The 19319-nt window shown below is 39.5% G+C and carries 27 protein-coding genes; 13 read left to right on the top strand and 14 right to left on the bottom strand.

Translation table 11 applies throughout. The features are described from left to right. Positions 1-93: 93 nt before the first annotated feature. From V6M43_RS15580 to V6M43_RS15560, 5 genes are all read left to right on the top strand, one after another. Complete coding sequence (locus V6M43_RS15580) at positions 94-837, top strand: hypothetical protein (RefSeq protein WP_332736850.1); 744 nt, start codon at positions 94-96, stop codon at positions 835-837. Between the two features lie 41 nt (positions 838-878). Further along, positions 879-2225 carry an MFS transporter gene (locus tag V6M43_RS15575; RefSeq protein WP_332736849.1) on the top strand — a complete coding sequence of 449 codons (1347 nt, stop codon included), beginning with the start codon at positions 879-881 and terminating at the stop codon, positions 2223-2225. A 121-nt stretch (positions 2226-2346) separates the two neighbouring features. After that, entirely contained in the window at positions 2347-2793 is a 447-nt protein-coding gene (locus V6M43_RS15570) for a hypothetical protein (protein ID WP_332736848.1), read from the top strand. After that, positions 2775-3008 carry a hypothetical protein gene (locus V6M43_RS15565; protein ID WP_332736846.1) on the top strand — a complete coding sequence of 78 codons (234 nt, stop codon included), beginning with the start codon at positions 2775-2777 and terminating at the stop codon, positions 3006-3008. Before V6M43_RS15570 ends, V6M43_RS15565 begins: the two co-directional genes overlap by 19 nt. Before the next feature lie 16 nt (positions 3009-3024). Beyond that, positions 3025-3864 (top strand): sterol desaturase family protein, encoded by an 840-nt coding sequence (locus V6M43_RS15560; protein WP_332736844.1) that lies wholly within the window; start codon positions 3025-3027, stop codon positions 3862-3864. Positions 3865-3889: 25 nt separating this feature from the next. On the opposite strand, the gene V6M43_RS15555 is transcribed toward V6M43_RS15560, so the two are convergent. From V6M43_RS15555 to V6M43_RS15545, 4 genes are read right to left on the bottom strand one after another with little or no spacing between them, the layout of a single operon-like run. Continuing rightward, positions 3890-4195, bottom strand: a complete 306-nt coding sequence (locus V6M43_RS15555; protein WP_332736842.1) for a TIGR03643 family protein — start codon at positions 4193-4195, stop codon at positions 3890-3892. Continuing rightward, positions 4173-4331, bottom strand: coding sequence for a DUF2256 domain-containing protein (locus V6M43_RS18310; RefSeq protein WP_442902322.1), 159 nt, complete (start codon positions 4329-4331; stop codon positions 4173-4175). The genes V6M43_RS15555 and V6M43_RS18310 overlap by 23 nt, the downstream gene beginning before the upstream one ends. Beyond that, entirely contained in the window at positions 4328-5824 is a 1497-nt protein-coding gene (locus V6M43_RS15550; protein ID WP_332736840.1) for a cryptochrome/photolyase family protein, read from the bottom strand. Before V6M43_RS15550 ends, V6M43_RS18310 begins: the two co-directional genes overlap by 4 nt. Before the next feature lie 55 nt (positions 5825-5879). Beyond that, entirely contained in the window at positions 5880-6491 is a 612-nt protein-coding gene (locus V6M43_RS15545; RefSeq protein WP_332736838.1) for an FMN-binding negative transcriptional regulator, read from the bottom strand. Between the two features lie 981 nt (positions 6492-7472). On the opposite strand from V6M43_RS15545, the gene V6M43_RS15540 reads away from it, so the two are divergent. The 8 genes from V6M43_RS15540 (at position 7473) to V6M43_RS15505 (ending at position 13166) form a co-directional block, all read left to right on the top strand. Beyond that, positions 7473-7952, top strand: a complete 480-nt coding sequence (locus V6M43_RS15540) for a Crp/Fnr family transcriptional regulator (RefSeq protein ID WP_332736836.1) — start codon at positions 7473-7475, stop codon at positions 7950-7952. A gap of 74 nt (positions 7953-8026) precedes the next feature. Next, positions 8027-8449 (top strand): ester cyclase, encoded by a 423-nt coding sequence (locus V6M43_RS15535; RefSeq protein ID WP_332736834.1) that lies wholly within the window; start codon positions 8027-8029, stop codon positions 8447-8449. Between the two features lie 73 nt (positions 8450-8522). Then, positions 8523-9344, top strand: coding sequence for a DUF5694 domain-containing protein (locus V6M43_RS15530; RefSeq protein WP_332736832.1), 822 nt, complete (start codon positions 8523-8525; stop codon positions 9342-9344). A 147-nt stretch (positions 9345-9491) separates the two neighbouring features. Beyond that, the gene (locus V6M43_RS15525; RefSeq protein WP_332736830.1) at positions 9492-10112 is read left to right on the top strand and encodes a lysozyme inhibitor LprI family protein; all 621 of its coding nucleotides are present in this window, start codon (positions 9492-9494) and stop codon (positions 10110-10112) included. Between the two features lie 215 nt (positions 10113-10327). After that, positions 10328-11074, top strand: a complete 747-nt coding sequence (locus V6M43_RS15520) for an SDR family NAD(P)-dependent oxidoreductase (protein WP_332736828.1) — start codon at positions 10328-10330, stop codon at positions 11072-11074. Positions 11075-11145: 71 nt separating this feature from the next. Then, positions 11146-11655: a hypothetical protein gene (locus V6M43_RS15515; RefSeq protein WP_332736826.1), complete on the top strand. Its 510-nt coding sequence runs from the start codon at positions 11146-11148 to the stop codon at positions 11653-11655. Between the two features lies 1 nt (position 11656). Further along, a complete protein-coding gene (locus tag V6M43_RS15510; protein WP_332736824.1) occupies positions 11657-12466 on the top strand; it encodes a helix-turn-helix domain-containing protein in 810 nt (269 codons plus the stop codon). A gap of 214 nt (positions 12467-12680) precedes the next feature. After that, entirely contained in the window at positions 12681-13166 is a 486-nt protein-coding gene (locus V6M43_RS15505) for a hypothetical protein (RefSeq protein ID WP_332736822.1), read from the top strand. A gap of 88 nt (positions 13167-13254) precedes the next feature. On the opposite strand, the gene V6M43_RS15500 is transcribed toward V6M43_RS15505, so the two are convergent. The 10 genes from V6M43_RS15500 to V6M43_RS15455 form a co-directional block, all read right to left on the bottom strand. Continuing rightward, positions 13255-13644: a RidA family protein gene (locus V6M43_RS15500; protein WP_332736820.1), complete on the bottom strand. Its 390-nt coding sequence runs from the start codon at positions 13642-13644 to the stop codon at positions 13255-13257. Positions 13645-13721: 77 nt separating this feature from the next. Next, the gene (locus V6M43_RS15495; protein WP_332736818.1) at positions 13722-14159 is read right to left on the bottom strand and encodes an SRPBCC domain-containing protein; all 438 of its coding nucleotides are present in this window, start codon (positions 14157-14159) and stop codon (positions 13722-13724) included. A gap of 5 nt (positions 14160-14164) precedes the next feature. After that, the gene (locus tag V6M43_RS15490) at positions 14165-15034 is read right to left on the bottom strand and encodes an alpha/beta fold hydrolase (RefSeq protein WP_332736815.1); all 870 of its coding nucleotides are present in this window, start codon (positions 15032-15034) and stop codon (positions 14165-14167) included. 151 nt (positions 15035-15185) lie between these two features. Further along, entirely contained in the window at positions 15186-16169 is a 984-nt protein-coding gene (locus V6M43_RS15485; RefSeq protein WP_332736813.1) for an alpha/beta hydrolase, read from the bottom strand. 133 nt (positions 16170-16302) lie between these two features. After that, entirely contained in the window at positions 16303-16515 is a 213-nt protein-coding gene (locus tag V6M43_RS15480; protein ID WP_332736811.1) for a (4Fe-4S)-binding protein, read from the bottom strand. An 8-nt stretch (positions 16516-16523) separates the two neighbouring features. Continuing rightward, entirely contained in the window at positions 16524-16808 is a 285-nt protein-coding gene (locus tag V6M43_RS15475) for a GNAT family N-acetyltransferase (protein WP_332736809.1), read from the bottom strand. Between the two features lie 14 nt (positions 16809-16822). Beyond that, the gene (locus V6M43_RS15470; RefSeq protein ID WP_332736808.1) at positions 16823-17137 is read right to left on the bottom strand and encodes a MoaF-related domain-containing protein; all 315 of its coding nucleotides are present in this window, start codon (positions 17135-17137) and stop codon (positions 16823-16825) included. Continuing rightward, positions 17127-17516: a nuclear transport factor 2 family protein gene (locus tag V6M43_RS15465; protein WP_332736806.1), complete on the bottom strand. Its 390-nt coding sequence runs from the start codon at positions 17514-17516 to the stop codon at positions 17127-17129. The genes V6M43_RS15470 and V6M43_RS15465 overlap by 11 nt, the downstream gene beginning before the upstream one ends. Positions 17517-17559: 43 nt before the next feature. Next, the gene (locus V6M43_RS15460; protein ID WP_332736804.1) at positions 17560-18423 is read right to left on the bottom strand and encodes an SDR family oxidoreductase; all 864 of its coding nucleotides are present in this window, start codon (positions 18421-18423) and stop codon (positions 17560-17562) included. Between the two features lie 19 nt (positions 18424-18442). After that, a complete protein-coding gene (locus tag V6M43_RS15455) occupies positions 18443-19315 on the bottom strand; it encodes a pirin family protein (RefSeq protein ID WP_332736802.1) in 873 nt (290 codons plus the stop codon). Positions 19316-19319 lie beyond the last annotated feature (4 nt).

Below are 19319 nucleotides of genomic sequence, written 5' to 3'. Positions count from 1 at the left end.
GATTTATAGGGATCAAAGGCGGGTTTGTCCTCACAGAAATTTGATTGGTGGCGGAATTTTGTCTTTCACACTAAACCAATAAACCAATCGACAATGACACTCAAATTAATCTTCAAAAAGGCATTCATTTATTGCCTTCTCGGGCTGCTACCTGCCGCTGCTACCGCGCAAAACAAAAATGTGATCTCCACCCACCGGGTATTCCCCAAAATGGATAAGATCAGTGAATTCGAAAAAGGCCTTGCTGCCCATGCACAGAAATACCATACCGGCGATGCAACGTGGAGGGTGTTTGCGATACAGTCGGGCCCCGATGCCGGCGGCTATCATATCACCGAGGGACCAAAGAGTTGGGAAAGCGAAGATGCAAGAGGTGACCTTGGTGAAGCGCATACGCAGGACTGGAACAAGAATGTATCTGCTCATTTAACCGACAGGCAATCAGCCGGCTATTCCGTTTATATCGATTCCCTGAGTACAATCGGATTGGGTGAGTTCACTGACAAGATCAATATATCACATGTATATCCCAAAATAGGCAAGGGCGATGAGGTGGTGAAGATGATCAAGAGACTGAGAAAAACCTGGACCGCAGCTGGCGTAACTGTAGCCGTTTATGCTGCCAGCAGCAGTGGTAAGGCGCAGTATACTTTGGTGACGAGGTATAAGGATGGACTAAAAGAAAGAGCATCCGGCTATCGCAAGCCATTTAAAGAAGTCTATGAAGCTGCTAATGGAGAAGGATCGCATGCACAATATTTGAGGGACGTGTCAGACTATCTCGACGAATCATGGAGCGAACTGCTTTTTATGCGGAAGGACCTGAGTTCTAAGTAAGATATCATTAACCATTAAACCTTAAACCTTAGACCAGTGCCATGCAAATAGCCCAACCATTTGCAGACCCCAAAACCCGCGGCATACCATCCCTCTCGGAAAATACATGGCTACGATACTTCAATTTCATAGCCCTGTATTTTGCCCAGGGGATACCGGAGGGGATGTTAACTTTTGGTATACCGGCATGGATGGCCATGAATGGGAAATCGCCGGGAGAAATTGCCAGCTTCGTGATAGTTGCTGTGCTGCCATGGAGCATCAAATTTATTGTGGCGCCGTTGATGGACCGGTACACCTATTTGCCGATGGGGAGAAAGAGGCCATGGATACTGGTTGGACAAGCAGGACTGATACTCAGTTGTATTCACCTGGCCTATGTGCCCGATCCGTTGAATAACCTGAACCATTTGATGATCGCTGCATTTATTGTAGCCTTCTTTGGATCATTCCAGGATGTGGCAACTGATGGCATGGCCGTGGATATTATTCCAGCAGAACAACAGGCAACGGCGAATGGGTATATGTGGGGATCAAAAATTTGCGGGATTTCTATTTCATTGGCGGTTGGAAGCTGGCTGCTGAGTGAATTCAGTTTTACTGTTGCGATACTGATGCTGGCGATCGTGATCGGCATTATTATGCTGGTGCCGATATTTATAAGAGAACGGCAGGGCGAAAAAATTGCACCCTGGACGAAGGGGAAGGCCTCGTCGGAGTCGAAGAAATTACAGCTAAGCAACTGGCGGATGATCTTCCGATCGCTGTACAGTGTATGCAGTTTAAGAAATTCCATATTGGTTGCTTCTGTACTTTTTATCAGCCAGGGCGGATTTAAGTATATGAGCACCATGCTGCCCATATTCACAGTAACAGAATTGGGCTGGACGAATTTGGATTACTCCCGCTATTATTCTACGGCAAAACTTGTCGGAGGCATTGCCGGGATGATACTTGGGGGTTTTCTGATGGTGAAATACGGCAAAATGGGCATGTTGAATGTATATTTCGTGGGGACGATTTTCTTCATTGCCATTTTGTCGTTTTCAAAAGCTTACTGGGGCGACAGAAGTTTTATCTATGCCTTTATGATCATTTACAATCTGCTGTATACGTTTGCCTGTATCGGCATTTTCGCCATTGCCATGCAATGCTGCTGGAAGAAGGTGTCGGCCAGCCAGTTCACATTATACATGACGATTGCCAACCTGGGACAGATGTCCTTTGCCGGATTAATAGGTCCGATAAAAGCAAATTATAGCTGGACGGTTTCCCTATTTTTTGCTGCAATAATAATTGCACTGGCATGGTTGGTATTGCAGTTCCTGAAAGTGGATAAGCAGATGCAGGCGGTGGTGGAGCTGGAGAAAAGAGAACTTTCTGAATAATTGCACTACCTGAATAATTGAAGTACCTTAATAACCGTTAAGCAATAACCCGCTACAGCAATTTTTCTTCACCTTAACTGAAAAGCAACCCCCAACGATTAGCTATTTGCAAATTCATAGAATGCAAAAGAAACGGACCGCGCTTTTACTTATTGTCATATGCAACTCATATGCAGTATCTGCCCAGGTGCAGGTAAGCAAAGAACCATTGCATAAGTTGAGCCTGGAAAATAAATATATCAGGCTATTGGATGTAAATATAGAGCCGGGCGATACAACTATGTTTCATATCCATTCCACCCCCTCTGTTTTCGTGCATTATTCAACCACCATGGTATGCACACAGATAAAAGGAAAAGAATGGCAAAGCGGGAAAAACACCATAGGTAATGCTTCTTACAGATCATTTGAAAATGACACCCTGGTGCACAGGGTGAGTAATTGCGATACTGTCCCTTTTCATGTAACCGATGTTGAGTTGCTTTTGGCTTTTAAGCCGGAACAAAATTGGAGCCACTACCCTTTCCGCTATTGTTTGAAAATGAAAGAGTGGTTGCTTACAGGTTAATGGCGGGAGAGCTCAATGGTGAAATCATTAAGGACCGTGGACCGATGGTAGCACAGATGGTTGCGGGCAGGCAGGTAATCATCCATAATGAAAAAGGAAAAGAACTTTCGCGATTGAAGTGGGGGGAGTATTTCTATATAGAACCAGGTGCTGCATTTTACTTTTCTGCCGATGGTGATGCAGGAATAAATATGGTGTTGTTTGAGATTAAATAAAATCAACCACTGAATTATGGAAAGCATAATTAAATACATTGGCTCGATTGATGGTAATTATATTATCATCATCCTGATAGCTTTGTTTTACAGTCTGGAGCATCTGCTTGGAAGTCCATTTAAATTTGACCACCGCTTAAATCACTTCGTCAATAACGTTCTATTCCAGCTTCCGTTTTTCTTTGCCAACCTGGCTTTTGCCCTAGTTCAGGTAGGCATCGTAAAGTGGTCATCCGCAAATGAGATCGGGCTATTTCATTTGATTGAACTACCGCTTTGGTTAAAGGTGATCATTGGCGTGATGTGCCTCGATCTCTCCTCCTATTGGTTCCATCGGCTGGCACATAGGTCACCCTTGTTCTGGAGGCTTCACCGGGTGCATCACAGTGATACGAGGATGGACACCTCTACGTTTTTCAGGGGGCATCCACTGGAAGTTTTGGTATTTGGAACAGCCAGTACAGTAGGTTGTATTATTTTCGGAATCGACCTTCAGATTTTAGGCGTTTACCTGATTGTGCAACTGCCCTTCCTGGTAGCGCAACATGCCAATGTACAGTTACCAGCCTGGACCGATAAAGTATTCGGGAAGGTGTTTATCACACCCAACATCCATAAGGTGCATCATGACCAGAACCAGTATTATACCGATTCAAACTTTGCCGACATATTTGTTTTCTGGGATAAAATATTCGGAACCTATAAATACAGTCCGGTTGCATCACGCCATTATGGGTTAAAGGAGTTTGACAGTGCTAAGAAGCAAACCTTTTGGTACCTGATGATCAGTCCATTTATTACTATTGATAGGAATATTGAGGAGAAGCCTGACATGCCCAAAACTGTAGATAGGTGAAAAGAATCCTATTGCCGCACACCATCTAACGCTTACTGACCCTATTGCTTGTTATAACTCTCTGCCGCTTACACTTAAATCGCTTTACCTCCTCTCCTCTCAATGCTGCATGCTTTGTTCCTCTCCCGTTGGTTCGCTTCCGCCACATCCGGAAACTACTAGACTTCATTTCCCTGCGCATAAGCGCGATCACATCTTTCTCTTTCAGGCCAAACTGCATCTCGATCGCTTCAAAGGGCGTACGATCTTCCCAGGCCATTTCAATAATGCGATCAACGTCTCTTACATTTAAGGTTGACACAGATAATTCAGGAGTTATTACTTTTTGCATTTTTATTATTTCTGCATTTATCACTACAATATTTTACATCCGTCCACACCTTAGCCCATTTCTTGCGCCAGCTAAAGGGTCGGTTACAAGCCAGGCATATTTTTGTAGGCAGGTTCTCTTTCTTTACCGCTTTCATTGTATGAATTGGGTATCGAGGTTTTGTAAATAGTTTTCTGCATTGTTTAAATGAAGTTGTTGTTTTTCGGGAGGCATCTTATCAAAGCTGTTCACCAGCATGCCTAAGCGCGGATTTGACAAAAAGAAACTCCGGTGCACATGCATAAAACGCCAGAAGAGTCCATCCCATACAGGTTGCCAATCCCCTTTTGCATAATCGCTCATCTTCATTAAATAATTACTTCCGCTGATATAGGGCTTGGTGGTCATAAGGCCGCCATCAGCAAACTGGCTCATTCCATAAACATTTGGCACCATTACCCAATCATAGGCATCAATAAACATTTCCATAAACCAGCGATACACATCATCGGGATCAAATTCGCACAGGAGCATAAAATTCCCCAGCACCATGAGTCTTTCAATATGGTGACAATAGCCGGTTTGTAGCACCTTTTTAATAGTAATGTCGATGGGATCAATGCCTGTTGTACCCGTCCAGAAAGATTGTGGGATCTTCCGCTTGAATTTCCAGTAATTGGTGCTGCGTTGCCGGCTGCCTTCCCGCGCATACACGATGTGGATGAACTCCCGCCAGCCCATGATCTGCCGGATAAAGCCTTCCTGGGAGTTTAAAGGGATATTGAATTCTTTGCCAGCGGCCAGGGCTTTGTCGAGAATCTGTTGCGGTTGCAGCAAACCGGTATTAAGTATTGGGGTTAGTACGGAATGATGCAGCACGGCTTCTTTGGCGACGATGGCGTCTTCATAAATTCCAAACTTCTCAAAACGGTTGGTAAGGAAATCATCCAGCCAGTTTTCTGCATCTGAAAAGGTGACTGCAAATAAGCAGGGGCTGTTGATGTCGCCGTAATTGTGGGGGAAATGCTTTTCTATATACTGCCTGGCTTCAGATACAAACATATTCTCTGCAGTCAATTGAATGGCAGGGACCCTTTCCTTCTTTGGAAATTTCTGTCGGTTTTCAGCATCATAGGTCCATTTGCCGCCGAGAGGTTTTCCATCTTTGTCCAGTAAGATATTGCGCCGCGACCGCTGACTGGTATAAAAATCGGTCTGGAAATATTTCTTCTTCTTATTGAAGTAATCTTCAACAGCGTGGGGAGTATTTATAAATGCCGGACTATCATAAATCTGCAGTTTTATATTATGCTTAGTGCATGCCTCCCTTATTCTTTTATGCAACCAGTCATCGGCTACAGCAGCAATATGGATATCGTTTACATGTTGCTTAGCCAGGGTTTCAACCAATTGCCTGATATCATTTTCAGGAACTGTCGTTTCAATATAATTGACGGTAAAACCATTCTCACGCAACCAGCTTTCATAAAACTTCATACTGGCCCTATGCAAGACCAGTTTTTGTTTGTGGAAGGTATACTGCCTAAAAAACAACCATTCTTCAACGAGGTAAACCGTGCTGCCTGGTGCTAAGGCAGGATGATTTTGAAATAGCTGGTGCGGAAAAATGATCGTAACCGGTTTTGGCATCTGGTTATAACCAACGGGAAGGAGATTCTGTTTGGTTAGTTGGGAAATTTAGATTTCAAACACTTCTATTCTCCATTAGTTCACCAACCTTATGTTCAACGGCACTCTTACTATTCTTTAGGCTTTCAATAATTGATTTTCTTTCTATTTCAGTCCTGTTCTGACTTAATTTATACTTTGCCTGGAGATCAGTTACTGTAACTTCAAAAGCAACAATCCCCTTAACCATACCATCCTTATATTTTTCAGGAAGCTGGTTCCATTGTTGCTCATAACCTGCTTCATAATTGCGGATCGTTTTCTCTAACACCTCAATAGTCTTTTGCTTGTCTGCTATAATCTCTACTTTACCATAGGCATGAACGGCAACATAATTCCAGGTTGGTACATTCAACTCTGTTTCATAATGCGTTGGCGAAATATAGGCATGTGGCTCAGCGAATATTATCAAAGCAGTTTGTTGTTCCATCGCTTTCCACTGTTCATTTGCCCTGGCAAAATGAGCAACAAGAATAATTTTGTCTTCTCTTTCCTCAATTACAAACGGCAGGTGCGTTGCAACAGGCATACTATCCTGCATGGAAACGATCGTTGCAAAACTAAACTCCTTCATAAAGCTTAGAATTTGCGATATATCTTCTTCTGAAAAGTGTTTTGGTATATACATTTACTGGTTCCGTTATAAAAATGTTCATTCGTGACAGTTGACCGGGTAGAACAATGCAAAATAAGCTGATCAGTGCTTCAAAACAGGTCATTCGTGCCATACGGGGGGTGCTATTCGTGACAGTTCACTTGGGTTTTCCCGTACTTCGGCAGGGGTTTCCATAGGGTTTTTGCAGGGTTTCTACAGGGTTTTTAAGGACTATCTAGGCACTCTCTCGGCACTCTCACGGCAGTCCCGTAGGTTTTTGCAAAAATGAGCCTTTGCAGGCTACCCGTCATCAATACAGTAACAAGAATAGTATGTTACAGTAAGGATTCCAAATGAAATTCGCGGGTGGTATGATTTATGGCGCAGGAGGTATTAAAACTGGCGCAGGAGGTATTTTGGGGAGGCCAAAAAATGGGGGAAGTTAATCTGAATGCCGGAAAGAGAGGGATTTTACAAATCGAAAGTACGGTCACAACTAGTACTTATAACATAGTGCATTGATTTCTTACAAATCGAAAGTACGGTCACAACTAGTACCTATAACACAGTGCATTGATTTCTTACAGATTGAAAGTACGGCAATAACTAGTACCTATTGCTCAGTGCATTTATTTCTTACAAATCGAAACTAAATCACCGTAGCAGAATATCAACATCCCTCACCACACCTACTTTCGAATTGTAAAATAATCCCGCGCCCGAAAAACAACATCCCTCCCCACACCTACTTTCGAATTGTAAAATAATCGCGCAACCAAAAAACCATCTAGCACTACCACCTAGTTCCGATTTGTAAAAAAGTAACCGGGAAGATGACCAAACTAGCCGGCTATAGTACTATCGATCCCTTCTTCAAAATTTCATAAATTCAAATATTGGCCGCCATTATTTTTCCGGACAACCACCTGCATGGAAAACTTTAAAAATTACATCAGATCTATAACCGAACTTTCAGAGCAAAACTGGACGGTTCTATGCACATGTCTGAGAGAAATGGAATTTAAAAAAAATGAACCCGTTCTGAAAGAAGGACAAATCTGCAACGCAATTTTCTTTATCAGTTCAGGGCTATGCAAATCGTGCTATAACCTGGATGGAAAAGAAATTAATACCGCATTCTATTTTGAAAATGATTTCGCCACAAATATCCAGAGCCTCACTAAATCTGTAAAATCCGCATACACCATAAAAGCTTCTGAGAAAACAAAGGCGATACGAATTGACAAATCCAAACTGCTTGAGGCCTACAACCAATCGCACCAGATTGAAACTTTTGGAAGGAAGGTATTAGAACAGATCATGGCCAAACAGGAAGAACATTCAGACAGCTTCAAACTATTATCACCCAAACAACGTTTTGATGCATTAGTTTCAAAACATCCCGACTTCTTACAAAGAATTTCACTTACTCAAACAGCATCGTACCTAGGAATCAGCAGAGAAACATTAAGCAGATTTCGTGCTGTAAAATGAATTTTGTGATTTTTGACACAGGTGCGTTATTAGTCTGATCACCAATTTTGCGAATACATTAAAATCATTCGCAAATGGACAACTCAATTTTGGTACAGAAATTTATTGACCAGATCTGGAACAACAAAACGCTGGAAGACCTGGGAAACTTCTTACATCCCCACTTTAAAGATCACTCGTTGCCACCAATGCTTTCGCCTGATAAGGAAGGAACAAAAAAATGGATCATCAACACCGGCCTTTCATTCGAACACCAGACCATCATTGAAGACCAGGTAACAGAAGGCGACCAATGCATCGTCAAAATAAGAATGAATTTAAAACATATCGGTATTTGGCGGGGCATTGAACCTACAGGCGTTGAATTGCAAACAAGCGGATACAGGCAGTTTAAAATAAAAGAAGGAAGAATTATTGAACATTGGGCATTGATTGATGCACAAAATATTGAGAACCAATTAAAAGCCGATACTAAAGGTTGTAAAATTGTACAATAGCATTGCCAACAAAGAAACTTTATAAGTGGCTGTAACAAGTCCGGCGCTCAGACCGTTATACGTCAAAAATAAAATGAAAGCAATTTTCACAATCTTGCTGACACTCTTCTCTGCCATTATAGTTGCCCAGTCCCCCAAAACGGAAGTGATGACATTGGGGACCTTTCATTTCAATTTCCCAAATTTAGACGTAAAACAAATCAGTAAAAATGATCAAATTGATGTTCTGGAACCTAGGTTTCAAAAAGAGATAGAAGATATAGTGAGTAAAATTGCGAGGTTCAAACCCACCATTATTGTCATAGAAAGGCAACCTAATAAACAACATAAAACTGATTCAATCTTTAATCAATACCTAAAAGGTAACTACCAGCTTAAAAGAAACGAAGAAGAACAAATTGGATTCAGGTTAGCAAAACAGATGGGCCTAAAGAAATTATACTGTGTTGATGAGTGGGGGAATTTTAATAATAAAATCGATAGCATCATAAGTGGGAAGGACAGCATTGAAGCCAATAAATTTGAAACATATTTTGTAAACAATCCTGATTCTTCGAAACGATATAATAGTATTCCACTATTCAAAACCAAAGGTATTCTGGCTGATTTACGTCAATCCAATGATGAAGTAAACATAAAAAAAAGTCTGGGTAACTATCTGATAGGCCTATTTAAATATGAATCGCAGGAGCATGATTTTACAGGTGTTGATTTTGAAACAGGCCGATGGTTCAGTAGAAATTTAAAAATATTCAGAAATATTCAGCGAATTAATGCCAATGCATCTGATAGAATTCTGGTAATATTTGGTTCAGATCACCTGAATCTGCTAAATTACTTTTTTGATTGTTCACCGGAGTTCACACGAGTAAAGACAAATGATTTTCTGAAATGAATCAGCAATACTAGCTTTTCCAGTTTGCAGAAATCATTACCAAATATTCCTAAAAACCATTCATTAAATGAACGTAACTATTTCTGATGGTCCCTAATTTTCGTATATTTCATTAATACAAACGTTGTAGGCAATATTAACAGCCCGATGAAACCAACCTTACTAATCCTATCCATCTTTATTTGTCAATTAAGTGTGGCTCAAATAATTGACACTACTGATATTTTTGAAGTTGATAAACTGAATTATTTAGTACTTAAACCAGAAGTTGAGCAGAAAATAAATAAGAGAATTGAACCTATAATCAAGCAAAAACTTGAAAAATTTAAAATTGACAATAAAAGCAATTTTGAAACCTTGACAGATGAACAGAGACTAGATGAAATTGAATTTGCGAAAGACACGATTAGGATTAATGAGTTTTTATCCGAATATGATGGATCATATTCAATGGCAACGACAACAATGGGTATGAACTGGAAAGGTTCAAAGTATATGGACGCGTATGACAATTTTCTTAACAAGTACTATCAAAAGTCACTTTCGGTATTAACGCCAGAAATGAAAAGAAAACTAATTGACTCGCAAAGAAAATGGCTTGATTTTTTTATTAAAGAGAAGGAATTCATTTTTGATTTGAACGACTTTGGAAACCATAATTCTAGACTTTATTGTTGGAGCTATTATTTCGAGATGATCGAAAAGAGGGTGTTCTTTTTAAGAAACATCTATAATAGAAACTTTAATGGGTCTAATACATATAAATAATAATACTGCCTACAACATGGTATTGGCAAAAGCGGGCTGCCAACATCCAGGTGGATGAAAAAAATCAAATGCGCCCGCCTTCGCCAATACTTTAACGTTAGCTGTGATTTTAGCATACCCTACACGACCTCACAGGACAGTAATTTGAACCTTACAGAAAAATCCCCGACTTACTCTCTTTTTACCTTTGCCCTGTACAATTAAAAAAACAGAATATGAAAAAGACAGTAATTATTACAGGCGGAACAACCGGTATCGGTAAAGCAACAGCAATACTATTTGCTAAAAATGGATACAACGTTATTGTAACAAGCAGAAATGCAAACAAAGAAGCAGAAGTACTAAAAGACTTTGAAAAAAATGGAGCTTCGGTAACATTTTTCTCTTTGGACGTAACTAATGAAGAACAAGTAAAAACTGTAATTGAAAAAACAGTTGAAAAATTCGGCAAACTTGATTCTATTGTAAACAATTCAGGAATTTCTTTAGGCAACGCTTTATTGGCAGACACAGAATCTGACGAGTTAAAACAAATGCTGGAAACTAATGTAATGGGAGTTTATTACGGTATGAAACATGCTATAAAGGCAATGTTGAAAACGGGAGGCGGAACAATTGTAAATCTTGCATCAATCGCAGGTTTGAATGGGTTGGTAAGTACTGCACAATACAATGCTTCCAAACATGCGGTTGTCGGTTTGACAAAAGGTGCAGCACTTGATTATGCGACACAAGGCATTCGTGTAAATGCAGTTGCACCAGGGGCTATCAAAACCGACATTTTGAAAAATGCTATCGCTTCGGGCACTTACGATGTTTCAGGCATTGAAGCGTTGCATCCAATGAAACGTTTGGGAGAAGTTGAAGATATTGCAAAGGGAATTTATTTTTTAGCTTCCGATGAGAATCAATTTATGACAGGAACTGTATTGAGTATTGATGGTGGTTACAACGCAAAATAAATAAGCAAAAGCCATTTAAATGTCTGCCCTATTATTTAGGCAGACTTTTTTAAATTTATAATTCAATAACTGTGAATAAAATGATAGAACACACTTTAAACTGGTATAAAGGAGAAATTTTTGAAGCGAAATTTATTCTTGCTTTTGGAGTGGCGACAATCCTTGTTGCTTCCTTGTTCCGATATTTTGGAAGTACACTCAATTCAAAATCATTATTTATTCCTATGCTGATTGTTGGACTAATATTTATTGCCATTGGCGGCTCAATGGGTTATTCAAATCAAAAGACAATGGCAACGGTTGTACAAGCCAGCAAAGAAAATATTGGTGAGTTTGTGACAGCTGAAAAAAAAAGAGTGGAAGATTTTCAATATCTCTATCCTCTTTCTCTTAGCATTAGTGCTGTTTGTTTTGTTATAGCAGTAGTTTTTTTAGGCTTTATGAAAAATCATCATTTACATGCCATTGCTATTGCATTAACTGTATTCGGTTTCGCATTTATGGTAATTGATTATTTTTCAAAAGAACGTTCAGCTATTTACTACAAACAAATAATCAATTACACTCAGCAAAATCAATAAAATGATTAAAGACAGAACAAAAGATAATATTTTATTCTCCTGCACGGGTGAGGCAAGAAAAGATTTTGAACCTTTTGTTGAAGACCATGCCTTGTCATTTATTTTAAACGGTAAGTTGATAATCAATGACGGTCTTGTAGAAATAACATTTAATAAAAGTGAAATGGCTTTTATTTCCAAAAATCAGCTTTTAAAAATCCAAAAAATACCTCAGGATAATAAGCCCTTTATGAGCATTAGCATTTTACTACCAAAAGAAATCTTATACAATTATTCTAAAGAGCATAATATTATTCCGAGGGGAAACTACACAGGAAAGCCAAGTTTTGTGTTTCCTCATGATTCTTTTCTAAAAGGTTATTTTGACTCTTTGATTCCTTACTTTGAAAATCCAGATGCTCTAACCAACAATTTAGCGACAATCAAAACCATTGAAGTGATAGAACTATTGCTTAAAAAGACTTCAATGCAAAACATACTTTTCAATTTTGACACAGACTTCAAAATTGATTTAGAAGCATATATGAACAAGAACTATATGCACAACATTCCATTAGAAAAATTTGCAACGTTGACAGGACGTAGTATTTCAACTTTTAAAAGAGATTTTCAAGCCATATTTAACGAGACACCTAACAAATGGCTGATTAAAAAACGGCTTGACTTAGCACACTTTTTAATTTCTAAAAAACACCAAAAGCCGACAGACGTTTACTTTGACGTTGGCTTTGTAAACTTCTCTCATTTTTCAAGAACGTTTAAATCAAAATTTGGGGTGAACCCATCAGCAATCGAGAAAAACCACAGCTAACATTGGGTTTTGTGCAAGTTGGGCTTGACATTGTAACATCAACCAATTGCAAATCCCAGCTTCAGTTCCAGCAGACGAATAACTATCAGCTTTTGTACATAACTTCATCAACATATTTTCAATCATCGGCGGTTATCGGCAGACGGAATACTAATTCCCAACCTGCATATAGCCCGACTCGTTACCAGTAATTCATCCCTTAAATGTTTATAAAATGAACCTGTTTTTCACTTTATCATATATTTTATTCTTTTGGATGGGAGTGCAGGCCCAGGAAAAAACGGTGCTCCCAGAGCAACAAAGACTTAGCGTTTTCCAGGGTCACTGGACGGTTGAAGGAAGTGAAGCCACTTACCTGGAAATTTGTGACAGGATACAAGGAAACCATATTCAATGCATATCTGCTTCGAAAGAGAAAGAAGGTGTTGATAGTTCTGTAAGTTATCTGTCCTATTCCCCGCTCGAGAAAACATATATTTATTATGGGCTTTACACTTCCGGCAATTCAAGAACGCTAAGAGGAAGGTGGGAAACAGATCATTTCATTTTTGAAGGTCAGCGAATAATTCCAGAAAAAACCACAAAATGGAGAATTACGATTACTCCAATTGACAAAAATCTTCATTTTGTAGAAGAAGCAGCCGTAAATAATGGGGAATGGATGAAGAAGGCTGATTTCATATACAAGCGGGTTCAATAAAATACTTACGTAATTTTCACTGATGACTATTCATTCGCTTCTATTGGTCAGCCCACCCCTCATTACAAGATCATGAGCTTTTTATCAACTACTTTACAACAGTTGCCTCGAGCTCAACAGTTAAGGTTTCAAAAAGACTTACAACCTCCAATAACGTCAAAGCCTGTTCCATTCCGTGTTTTTCCACCCAATTTTGGAGTATGCTAAAATGCGGCCAAAGATCTTTGGTGGATGTGGTGTAAATATTAAGGCGTACAATATTTTTGCAATCATAACCCGCTTCAGTAACTACTTTCTCCAGATTCTCAATCGCCAACTCCAGTTGAGTTTTCATATCAGCGGTACTTGATTCGCCTTTATCATTGATGGCGGTTTGCCCGGAAACATAGAGGGTTCCTGTTACATTCTTTACTTCTACCGCCTGGTTGTAACTACGTTCTTTTTGCCAGGTCCAGGGGTTAATTACACGTTTTTCCATATTCTCGACTTTTTATTTTATGAATACATCACATTTATTAAATGGATAAGAAGATGATTATCTCATTTCAGTAATTGCTATCTATTACTGCTTTCCACAATTTTCTTTAAGCTTTCATTCATCAGTTCAAAGCCTTTCCTGGTATTGGTTTCAAGTTGTTTTTTGAATAAGCCTACCAGGATCCCTTTAAACGTTTCACTATGATTAAAGAGAGTTATCCCGTTTCCGTTATCAATGAGTTCAAACTTATGCTCTCCGTCAAATACACCTTTAAATAATAATCTGCCTATCCAGCGAAACTCTCTGTTTCGCTCAAACACTAACACAGTTGGACTGAATGTCATGCTCTTACCTTGTGGCGGTACAATGCTTACTGCAATTTGACTACCAACTATAGGTTTCCCAGTGATGCTTTTAATAAATGGATTCCAATTGGTATAGTTTTCAAAATCTGTTAACACTGCCCAAACTTTATCAGGCGTGGCATTGATGGTGATTTGTGTTTTGATTTCCATTACAACTAGTTTGCCTTATAAACATTTGCCATAAAAGCCCTGATCTTTTCAATGATCTCATCCCCTTCTTCTTCTAAAGCAAAATGCCCGGTATCGTATATATTATAGTCGATATTATCGAGATCTTTCTTAAAAGCTTCTGCACCAGTTTCGGGAAAGTATTCATCATTCTTACCCCATACAATTAACATGGGGGGTTGATGTTTTCTCAGGTATTGTTGCCATTGGGGGTATAATTTTACATTATTCCGGTAATCATACCACAGATCTATATTTACCTTATGGGCATCAGGACGGCTCATTCTGAGGTAATCCAAATGCCAGGAATCAGGATTTACATTTTCAGGGTTTCTGGTTCCGTGGGTATATTGCCATTTTAAACCTTCTAATGTAAAGGCAGGTAATAAGGCCTTTTCAGTACTTTCATTTCTATTGGCCCATAATGCTTTAATAGGTGCCCATCCTTTTCCAAGCCCTTCCTCATAAGCATTGCCATTTTGATTGATTATTGCGGTTACCCTTTCCGGATGCATGGTTGCGATTCTGAATCCAATAGGGGCACCATAATCCTGCATCATTATAGCATAAGAAGTAATGCATTTTAACTCTAAAAATGCATTCCTAGTTGCCGCAATATTATCAAATGTGTATTCGTATTCTTCGGGGGATGGAAAGTCACTGTTTCCGAATCCCGGGTAATCAGGCGCTATCAGATGGAATTCATCTGAAAGTTGATTCAATAGTTTTCTGTACTGATGGGAAGATGAAGGGTAACCATGCAGCAATACTATTGTTGGCTTTTTGATGTTTCCAGCTTCACGATATGCGATGTTCACTCCATTTACATCTAATGACCTGTATTTAATTTGTTGCATTTTACTTTCATTTTCAATTAATGTTTGCTACTCTGTCAAATACTCTTTAGGTTCATCTACCAGTCTTAAGAAAGCATTTAATGCTCAACCTCTATTGAAACTGTCATACGACCCGAATTCATATAATACTGCTGCCATCATAAAAATATATTTAAGGGTTCCGGAACAAAGCTTCGCGCAATAAAGCTGAAGCCTGACTTAATGCTTCCTGCACACCCGGAATATGTGATAAGGGATTCAACATTCCATAGTCGTGAATCATTCCTGTATATACTGTAACAGTGGTGGCTACACCTGCTTCATCCAGTTTGCGGCCATAGGCAATTCCTTCATCATACAAGATGTCATTTTCGGCAACCTGAATTAATGCGGGTGGCAATCCCTTTAATTCTTCCAGAGTAGCATTAATTGGAGAAACGTATTTTTGTTTGCGGTCTTCAGGATTAGGAATATACATATCCCACATCCATTTCATTGTGGACGTGGTCAAGAATCTGCCCTGTGCAAATTTCGTATAAGAAGGACGGCTCATGTCTGCATCAATAAGCGGCCAGAGCAGAAGTTGAAAGGCCAGCTTAGGTCCCTTTTTCTCTTTGGCCATTAAGGCAACTACGGTGGACATATTTCCTCCCACACTGTTACCTGCAACCGCCAACCGGGAACCATCAACGCCTATAACCTTTCCATTTTCTGCAACCCATTTAGTAGCCGCATAAGCCTGGTTGATAGCTACTGGAAATTGAGCATCGGGTGTAGGAGTATAATCGGGGAACACGGCTACCGCTCCGCTTTTCACCACTAAATCCCTTACTAAACGTTTATGCGTTGGGTAATCACCGAGTACCCAACCACCACCATGGAAAAACATGAATACGGGAAGATTGTCTTTGGCTCCTTTGGGTTTCACAACATGAATGGTGATTGTATGGCCATCCTGGGTAATGGTTCGTTCTGACTCTTCAATATCACTGTAGTCATAGGATACTGAATTTTGTGCATTCACCAGAACCTGACGGGCATCCCTGGGTGATAATTTTTCCAAGGGCGGACCATCTCCACTGTTTAGTGCTTTCAAAAATTCACGGGTATGTTTTGAGATATTCGGATCTTTTTCACCGGCGATTGCTTGTGCCATGATGTTTGAATTTAAATTGAATAAAAAGAATAAAATTGTTGTTACCGATATGCTGATCTGTTTCATACTATTCTGATAATTGGTTAGGAATACACTTTTGATTTTCCAGCAAAGCCTGCGTAAACGGAATTAGCTATGGAACGATATAACTTAATGCTCCGGATGGGCAAGCATCAATCTGACGCTTTAAGGCCACTACCGAAGCATTATCTGTATTAATCCAAGGCGTTCCTTTTGGATCGTAAACCTTTGGTAACGTTCTTACACATACGCCTGAATGGATGCATTTTTTCGGCTCCCAGATTATTGTCAAATTGTCTTTCTGATAATATTTGATCGTTTCCATTGCCATGATTAATTTTTCAATACGTCTTTAATATCAACTGCTTTCCTGAACACAGATGCTGCAAACGGGCACAAAGGGATGATTTTGATATTTTTCTCTCTTGCCATTTCTACAATTTTATAGAGCATCTGTTTGCCCACGCCTTTACCATTGTAAGCCGGCTCAACTTCTGTATGATCTATGATGATCAATTCTGCTGATGCTATGGAATAGGTCATCATCCCTGCGCGTTCATTATTATATCTTGCCATCGCAAAGCCTTTGCTGCTTTCTTCTTTTAATAGTATTTCCATAATTATATTTCTTTTTAAATTTGTTGTATGGACCCCTTCAGCGTATAAAAACTACCATCGGGCAATGTGGCATTACTATAAATAATTCCATTTTCATGGTCTTCAACATGCGTTACCGTAGCACCTGAAATTTCTTTCCATGCTACCATATACACCTGTGGACGTATTTCAGCTATTACTGTTTCCACTCTTTCGGAATAGCCATTTTTTGTTAACTCCCCTCCTTCTAAAACAGTAAAAACCATAGCTTCATCTGATTCGAAATAGAGTTCTGTTTTCAGAACACCCACATCCATTTTGTACCTATTGCCTGTTAATTTACTTTTCATTGGTTAATACATTGAAAGATGTCATAACATTTCCACTCGCAGATTTCAAAGCCGGGGTTTCTTCCTGTACAACATCCCAATGCTCTGCAATTTTTCCATCTTCAATGCGGAAAATATCCACAACAATAACTTGCACCGGGCCCCATCCATGTACGAGACTATGTGTAATCACAATATTGTTTTCCTCAACTATGATACCTGGCTGCCACTTAAAGTTTGAATCTAACATGGGCAGAAGATTTCTAAGTCCCTCGTGGCCATTTATCATCGATGGATTGTGCTGCACATAAGATTCATGCCAATATCGTTCTATGGCCCTGCTGTCTTTTTCGTGAAACAACTCATTCATTGCCTTCAACACAATTTCTTTATTGCTCATTTTCATATTACTTTAAATGTTTTGTGACGATCTAAATGCCGATTTAGTTTAACAAGCCTTTCATCCCAAATGCTGTTAAAATATTTCCATACTCAACGTTTACAGCCTCATTAGCCCTTTTGATAAACTCTCCTGTAGTTGGGTCAACAACTGTTCTTAGTGGCCTTTGTCCTTTAGGCATATTGATCAGCTTCACCACGGCATCTGCAACATCCTGTGGATCAGGATTTGCAGTTTCAAACATTTGATCACGGGCAGTACCCATTTTACCAGGAACATCTGCTATCGCTTTATATTCATCAACAACTGATGTGTCGGATCCAAACTGGATCTTCTGAGACATTTCAGTAGGAAAGGCACCGGGTTGAATAATGGTTACATCAACGCCCAACGGCCGTAGTTCATAGTGTAAACCTTCGCTCAAACCTTCCAGACCGAATTTTGAAGCGGCATATACAACAGCAAAAGGAGCGGAAAATCTACCCCAGCCACTCGAGATATTTATGATCAAACCTTCTGATTGTTTACGCATATAGGGTATTGCCAATTTCATCAATCTCCAGGGGGCGATCATATTGATATCAAGCATCCGCTGCACATCTTCCGTTGTAGAACTTTCAGCAACACCAAACATCGCTCCACCTGCATTGTTTACCAATACATCTATCGTTCCCTCCTTTGCTATAATGGTATCAAAAGCATTTTTGACGCTTGTTTCATCAGTTAACGAAACATCTAAAACAGTTATATTCTTTACCTGGGATAAGGCTTCTGCTTTATCGGCATTCTTCCCATTAGTGTGCCGCATAGTAGCATAAACTTTATGTCCTGATGCGGCTACACTATGGGCGGTAAGCCATCCAAAACCACTATTGGTTCCTGTAATCAATACAATCTTCTTGTCCATTTCAATATTTTTAATTTGTTTATTCACTTTTATCATAATCGATTTTGCCGTATTTACCGGCATGAAAGTCGCGGTAGGCTTCTGCTATTTCAGCAGAACTGTTCATCACGAAAGGGCCTTCGGCCACAATAGACTCTGTATAAGGTTCTCCTCCAAACAGAATGATGTCGGTAGTTTCCTGCAGTTTGTTTTCAATAACTATCTCACCAGCATTTCTGTCAAATTCTACAAACTCTCCTCCATGGAATTCAACATCGTTAAGCGTCGCATTTTTAGCTGGCAGGAATGCGGCAACCTCTATTTTTTCCTCAATAAAAAAGCTGATGTTTTTGCCCGGCTGAAGTTGAATATGATATAAAAACTGCTTAGAATAATTTGGAATTATAGCATTCAAATCTTCGTAATTACCCACTATCACTTTTATAAAACCACCATCATCAGATAATTTTTTCTTTGGAACTTCATTATTTTGGATCGCTAAGTATTCCGGCTTTTCAGCTTTATTCTTAGAAGGAAGATTAATCCAAAATTGAAAACCATGGATATAGTTATTTCCTGTGCGTGAGTCTGCATTCAGCGTCTCATCATGAATAATTCCATTTCCGGCTTTCATCCATTGAATACCTCCGGAATAAACTTTCGCATAATTTCCTGCGCTATCGAAATGCTCATCTTCGCCTTCTAAAATATAACTTAATGTAGCTATTCCACGATGGGGGTGAGCACCAGTTCCTTTCATCATGGAGGATGAGGGAATTTGTGGAACTAAATGGTCCAGAAATACAAATGGGCCAACGGCATCTGCATATCTGTTTGCTAGTATTCTATAGATTGTTAAGTCGCCGATATCGGCTCTATGGCCTTTTGTTGAAAAACTGGTTTTTTTCTTCATGTTC

The organism is Flavihumibacter sp. (assembly GCF_036676075.1).
GTDB lineage: Bacteria > Bacteroidota > Bacteroidia > Chitinophagales > Chitinophagaceae > Flavihumibacter.
Note: the sequence above shows the minus strand (reverse complement) of the source record. Positions and strands in the feature narration are given on the sequence as shown.

Coding starts and splice junctions, on each gene's coding strand:
- V6M43_RS15580 (WP_332736850.1), top strand. CDS start 94: ATGACACTCAAATTAATCTTCAAAAAGGCATTCATTTATTGCCTTCTC.
- V6M43_RS15575 (WP_332736849.1), top strand. CDS start 879: ATGCAAATAGCCCAACCATTTGCAGACCCCAAAACCCGCGGCATACCA.
- V6M43_RS15570 (WP_332736848.1), top strand. CDS start 2,347: ATGCAAAAGAAACGGACCGCGCTTTTACTTATTGTCATATGCAACTCA.
- V6M43_RS15560 (WP_332736844.1), top strand. CDS start 3,025: ATGGAAAGCATAATTAAATACATTGGCTCGATTGATGGTAATTATATT.
- V6M43_RS15555 (WP_332736842.1), bottom strand. CDS start 4,195: ATGCAAAAAGTAATAACTCCTGAATTATCTGTGTCAACCTTAAATGTA.
- V6M43_RS18310 (WP_442902322.1), bottom strand. CDS start 4,331: ATGAAAGCGGTAAAGAAAGAGAACCTGCCTACAAAAATATGCCTGGCT.
- V6M43_RS15550 (WP_332736840.1), bottom strand. CDS start 5,824: ATGCCAAAACCGGTTACGATCATTTTTCCGCACCAGCTATTTCAAAAT.
- V6M43_RS15545 (WP_332736838.1), bottom strand. CDS start 6,491: ATGTATATACCAAAACACTTTTCAGAAGAAGATATATCGCAAATTCTA.
- V6M43_RS15540 (WP_332736836.1), top strand. CDS start 7,473: ATGGAATTTAAAAAAAATGAACCCGTTCTGAAAGAAGGACAAATCTGC.
- V6M43_RS15535 (WP_332736834.1), top strand. CDS start 8,027: ATGGACAACTCAATTTTGGTACAGAAATTTATTGACCAGATCTGGAAC.
- V6M43_RS15530 (WP_332736832.1), top strand. CDS start 8,523: ATGAAAGCAATTTTCACAATCTTGCTGACACTCTTCTCTGCCATTATA.
- V6M43_RS15525 (WP_332736830.1), top strand. CDS start 9,492: ATGAAACCAACCTTACTAATCCTATCCATCTTTATTTGTCAATTAAGT.
- V6M43_RS15520 (WP_332736828.1), top strand. CDS start 10,328: ATGAAAAAGACAGTAATTATTACAGGCGGAACAACCGGTATCGGTAAA.
- V6M43_RS15510 (WP_332736824.1), top strand. CDS start 11,657: ATGATTAAAGACAGAACAAAAGATAATATTTTATTCTCCTGCACGGGT.
- V6M43_RS15505 (WP_332736822.1), top strand. CDS start 12,681: ATGAACCTGTTTTTCACTTTATCATATATTTTATTCTTTTGGATGGGA.
- V6M43_RS15500 (WP_332736820.1), bottom strand. CDS start 13,644: ATGGAAAAACGTGTAATTAACCCCTGGACCTGGCAAAAAGAACGTAGT.
- V6M43_RS15495 (WP_332736818.1), bottom strand. CDS start 14,159: ATGGAAATCAAAACACAAATCACCATCAATGCCACGCCTGATAAAGTT.
- V6M43_RS15490 (WP_332736815.1), bottom strand. CDS start 15,034: ATGCAACAAATTAAATACAGGTCATTAGATGTAAATGGAGTGAACATC.
- V6M43_RS15485 (WP_332736813.1), bottom strand. CDS start 16,169: ATGGCACAAGCAATCGCCGGTGAAAAAGATCCGAATATCTCAAAACAT.
- V6M43_RS15480 (WP_332736811.1), bottom strand. CDS start 16,515: ATGGAAACGATCAAATATTATCAGAAAGACAATTTGACAATAATCTGG.
- V6M43_RS15475 (WP_332736809.1), bottom strand. CDS start 16,808: ATGGAAATACTATTAAAAGAAGAAAGCAGCAAAGGCTTTGCGATGGCA.
- V6M43_RS15470 (WP_332736808.1), bottom strand. CDS start 17,137: ATGAAAAGTAAATTAACAGGCAATAGGTACAAAATGGATGTGGGTGTT.
- V6M43_RS15465 (WP_332736806.1), bottom strand. CDS start 17,516: ATGAGCAATAAAGAAATTGTGTTGAAGGCAATGAATGAGTTGTTTCAC.
- V6M43_RS15460 (WP_332736804.1), bottom strand. CDS start 18,423: ATGGACAAGAAGATTGTATTGATTACAGGAACCAATAGTGGTTTTGGA.
- V6M43_RS15455 (WP_332736802.1), bottom strand. CDS start 19,315: ATGAAGAAAAAAACCAGTTTTTCAACAAAAGGCCATAGAGCCGATATC.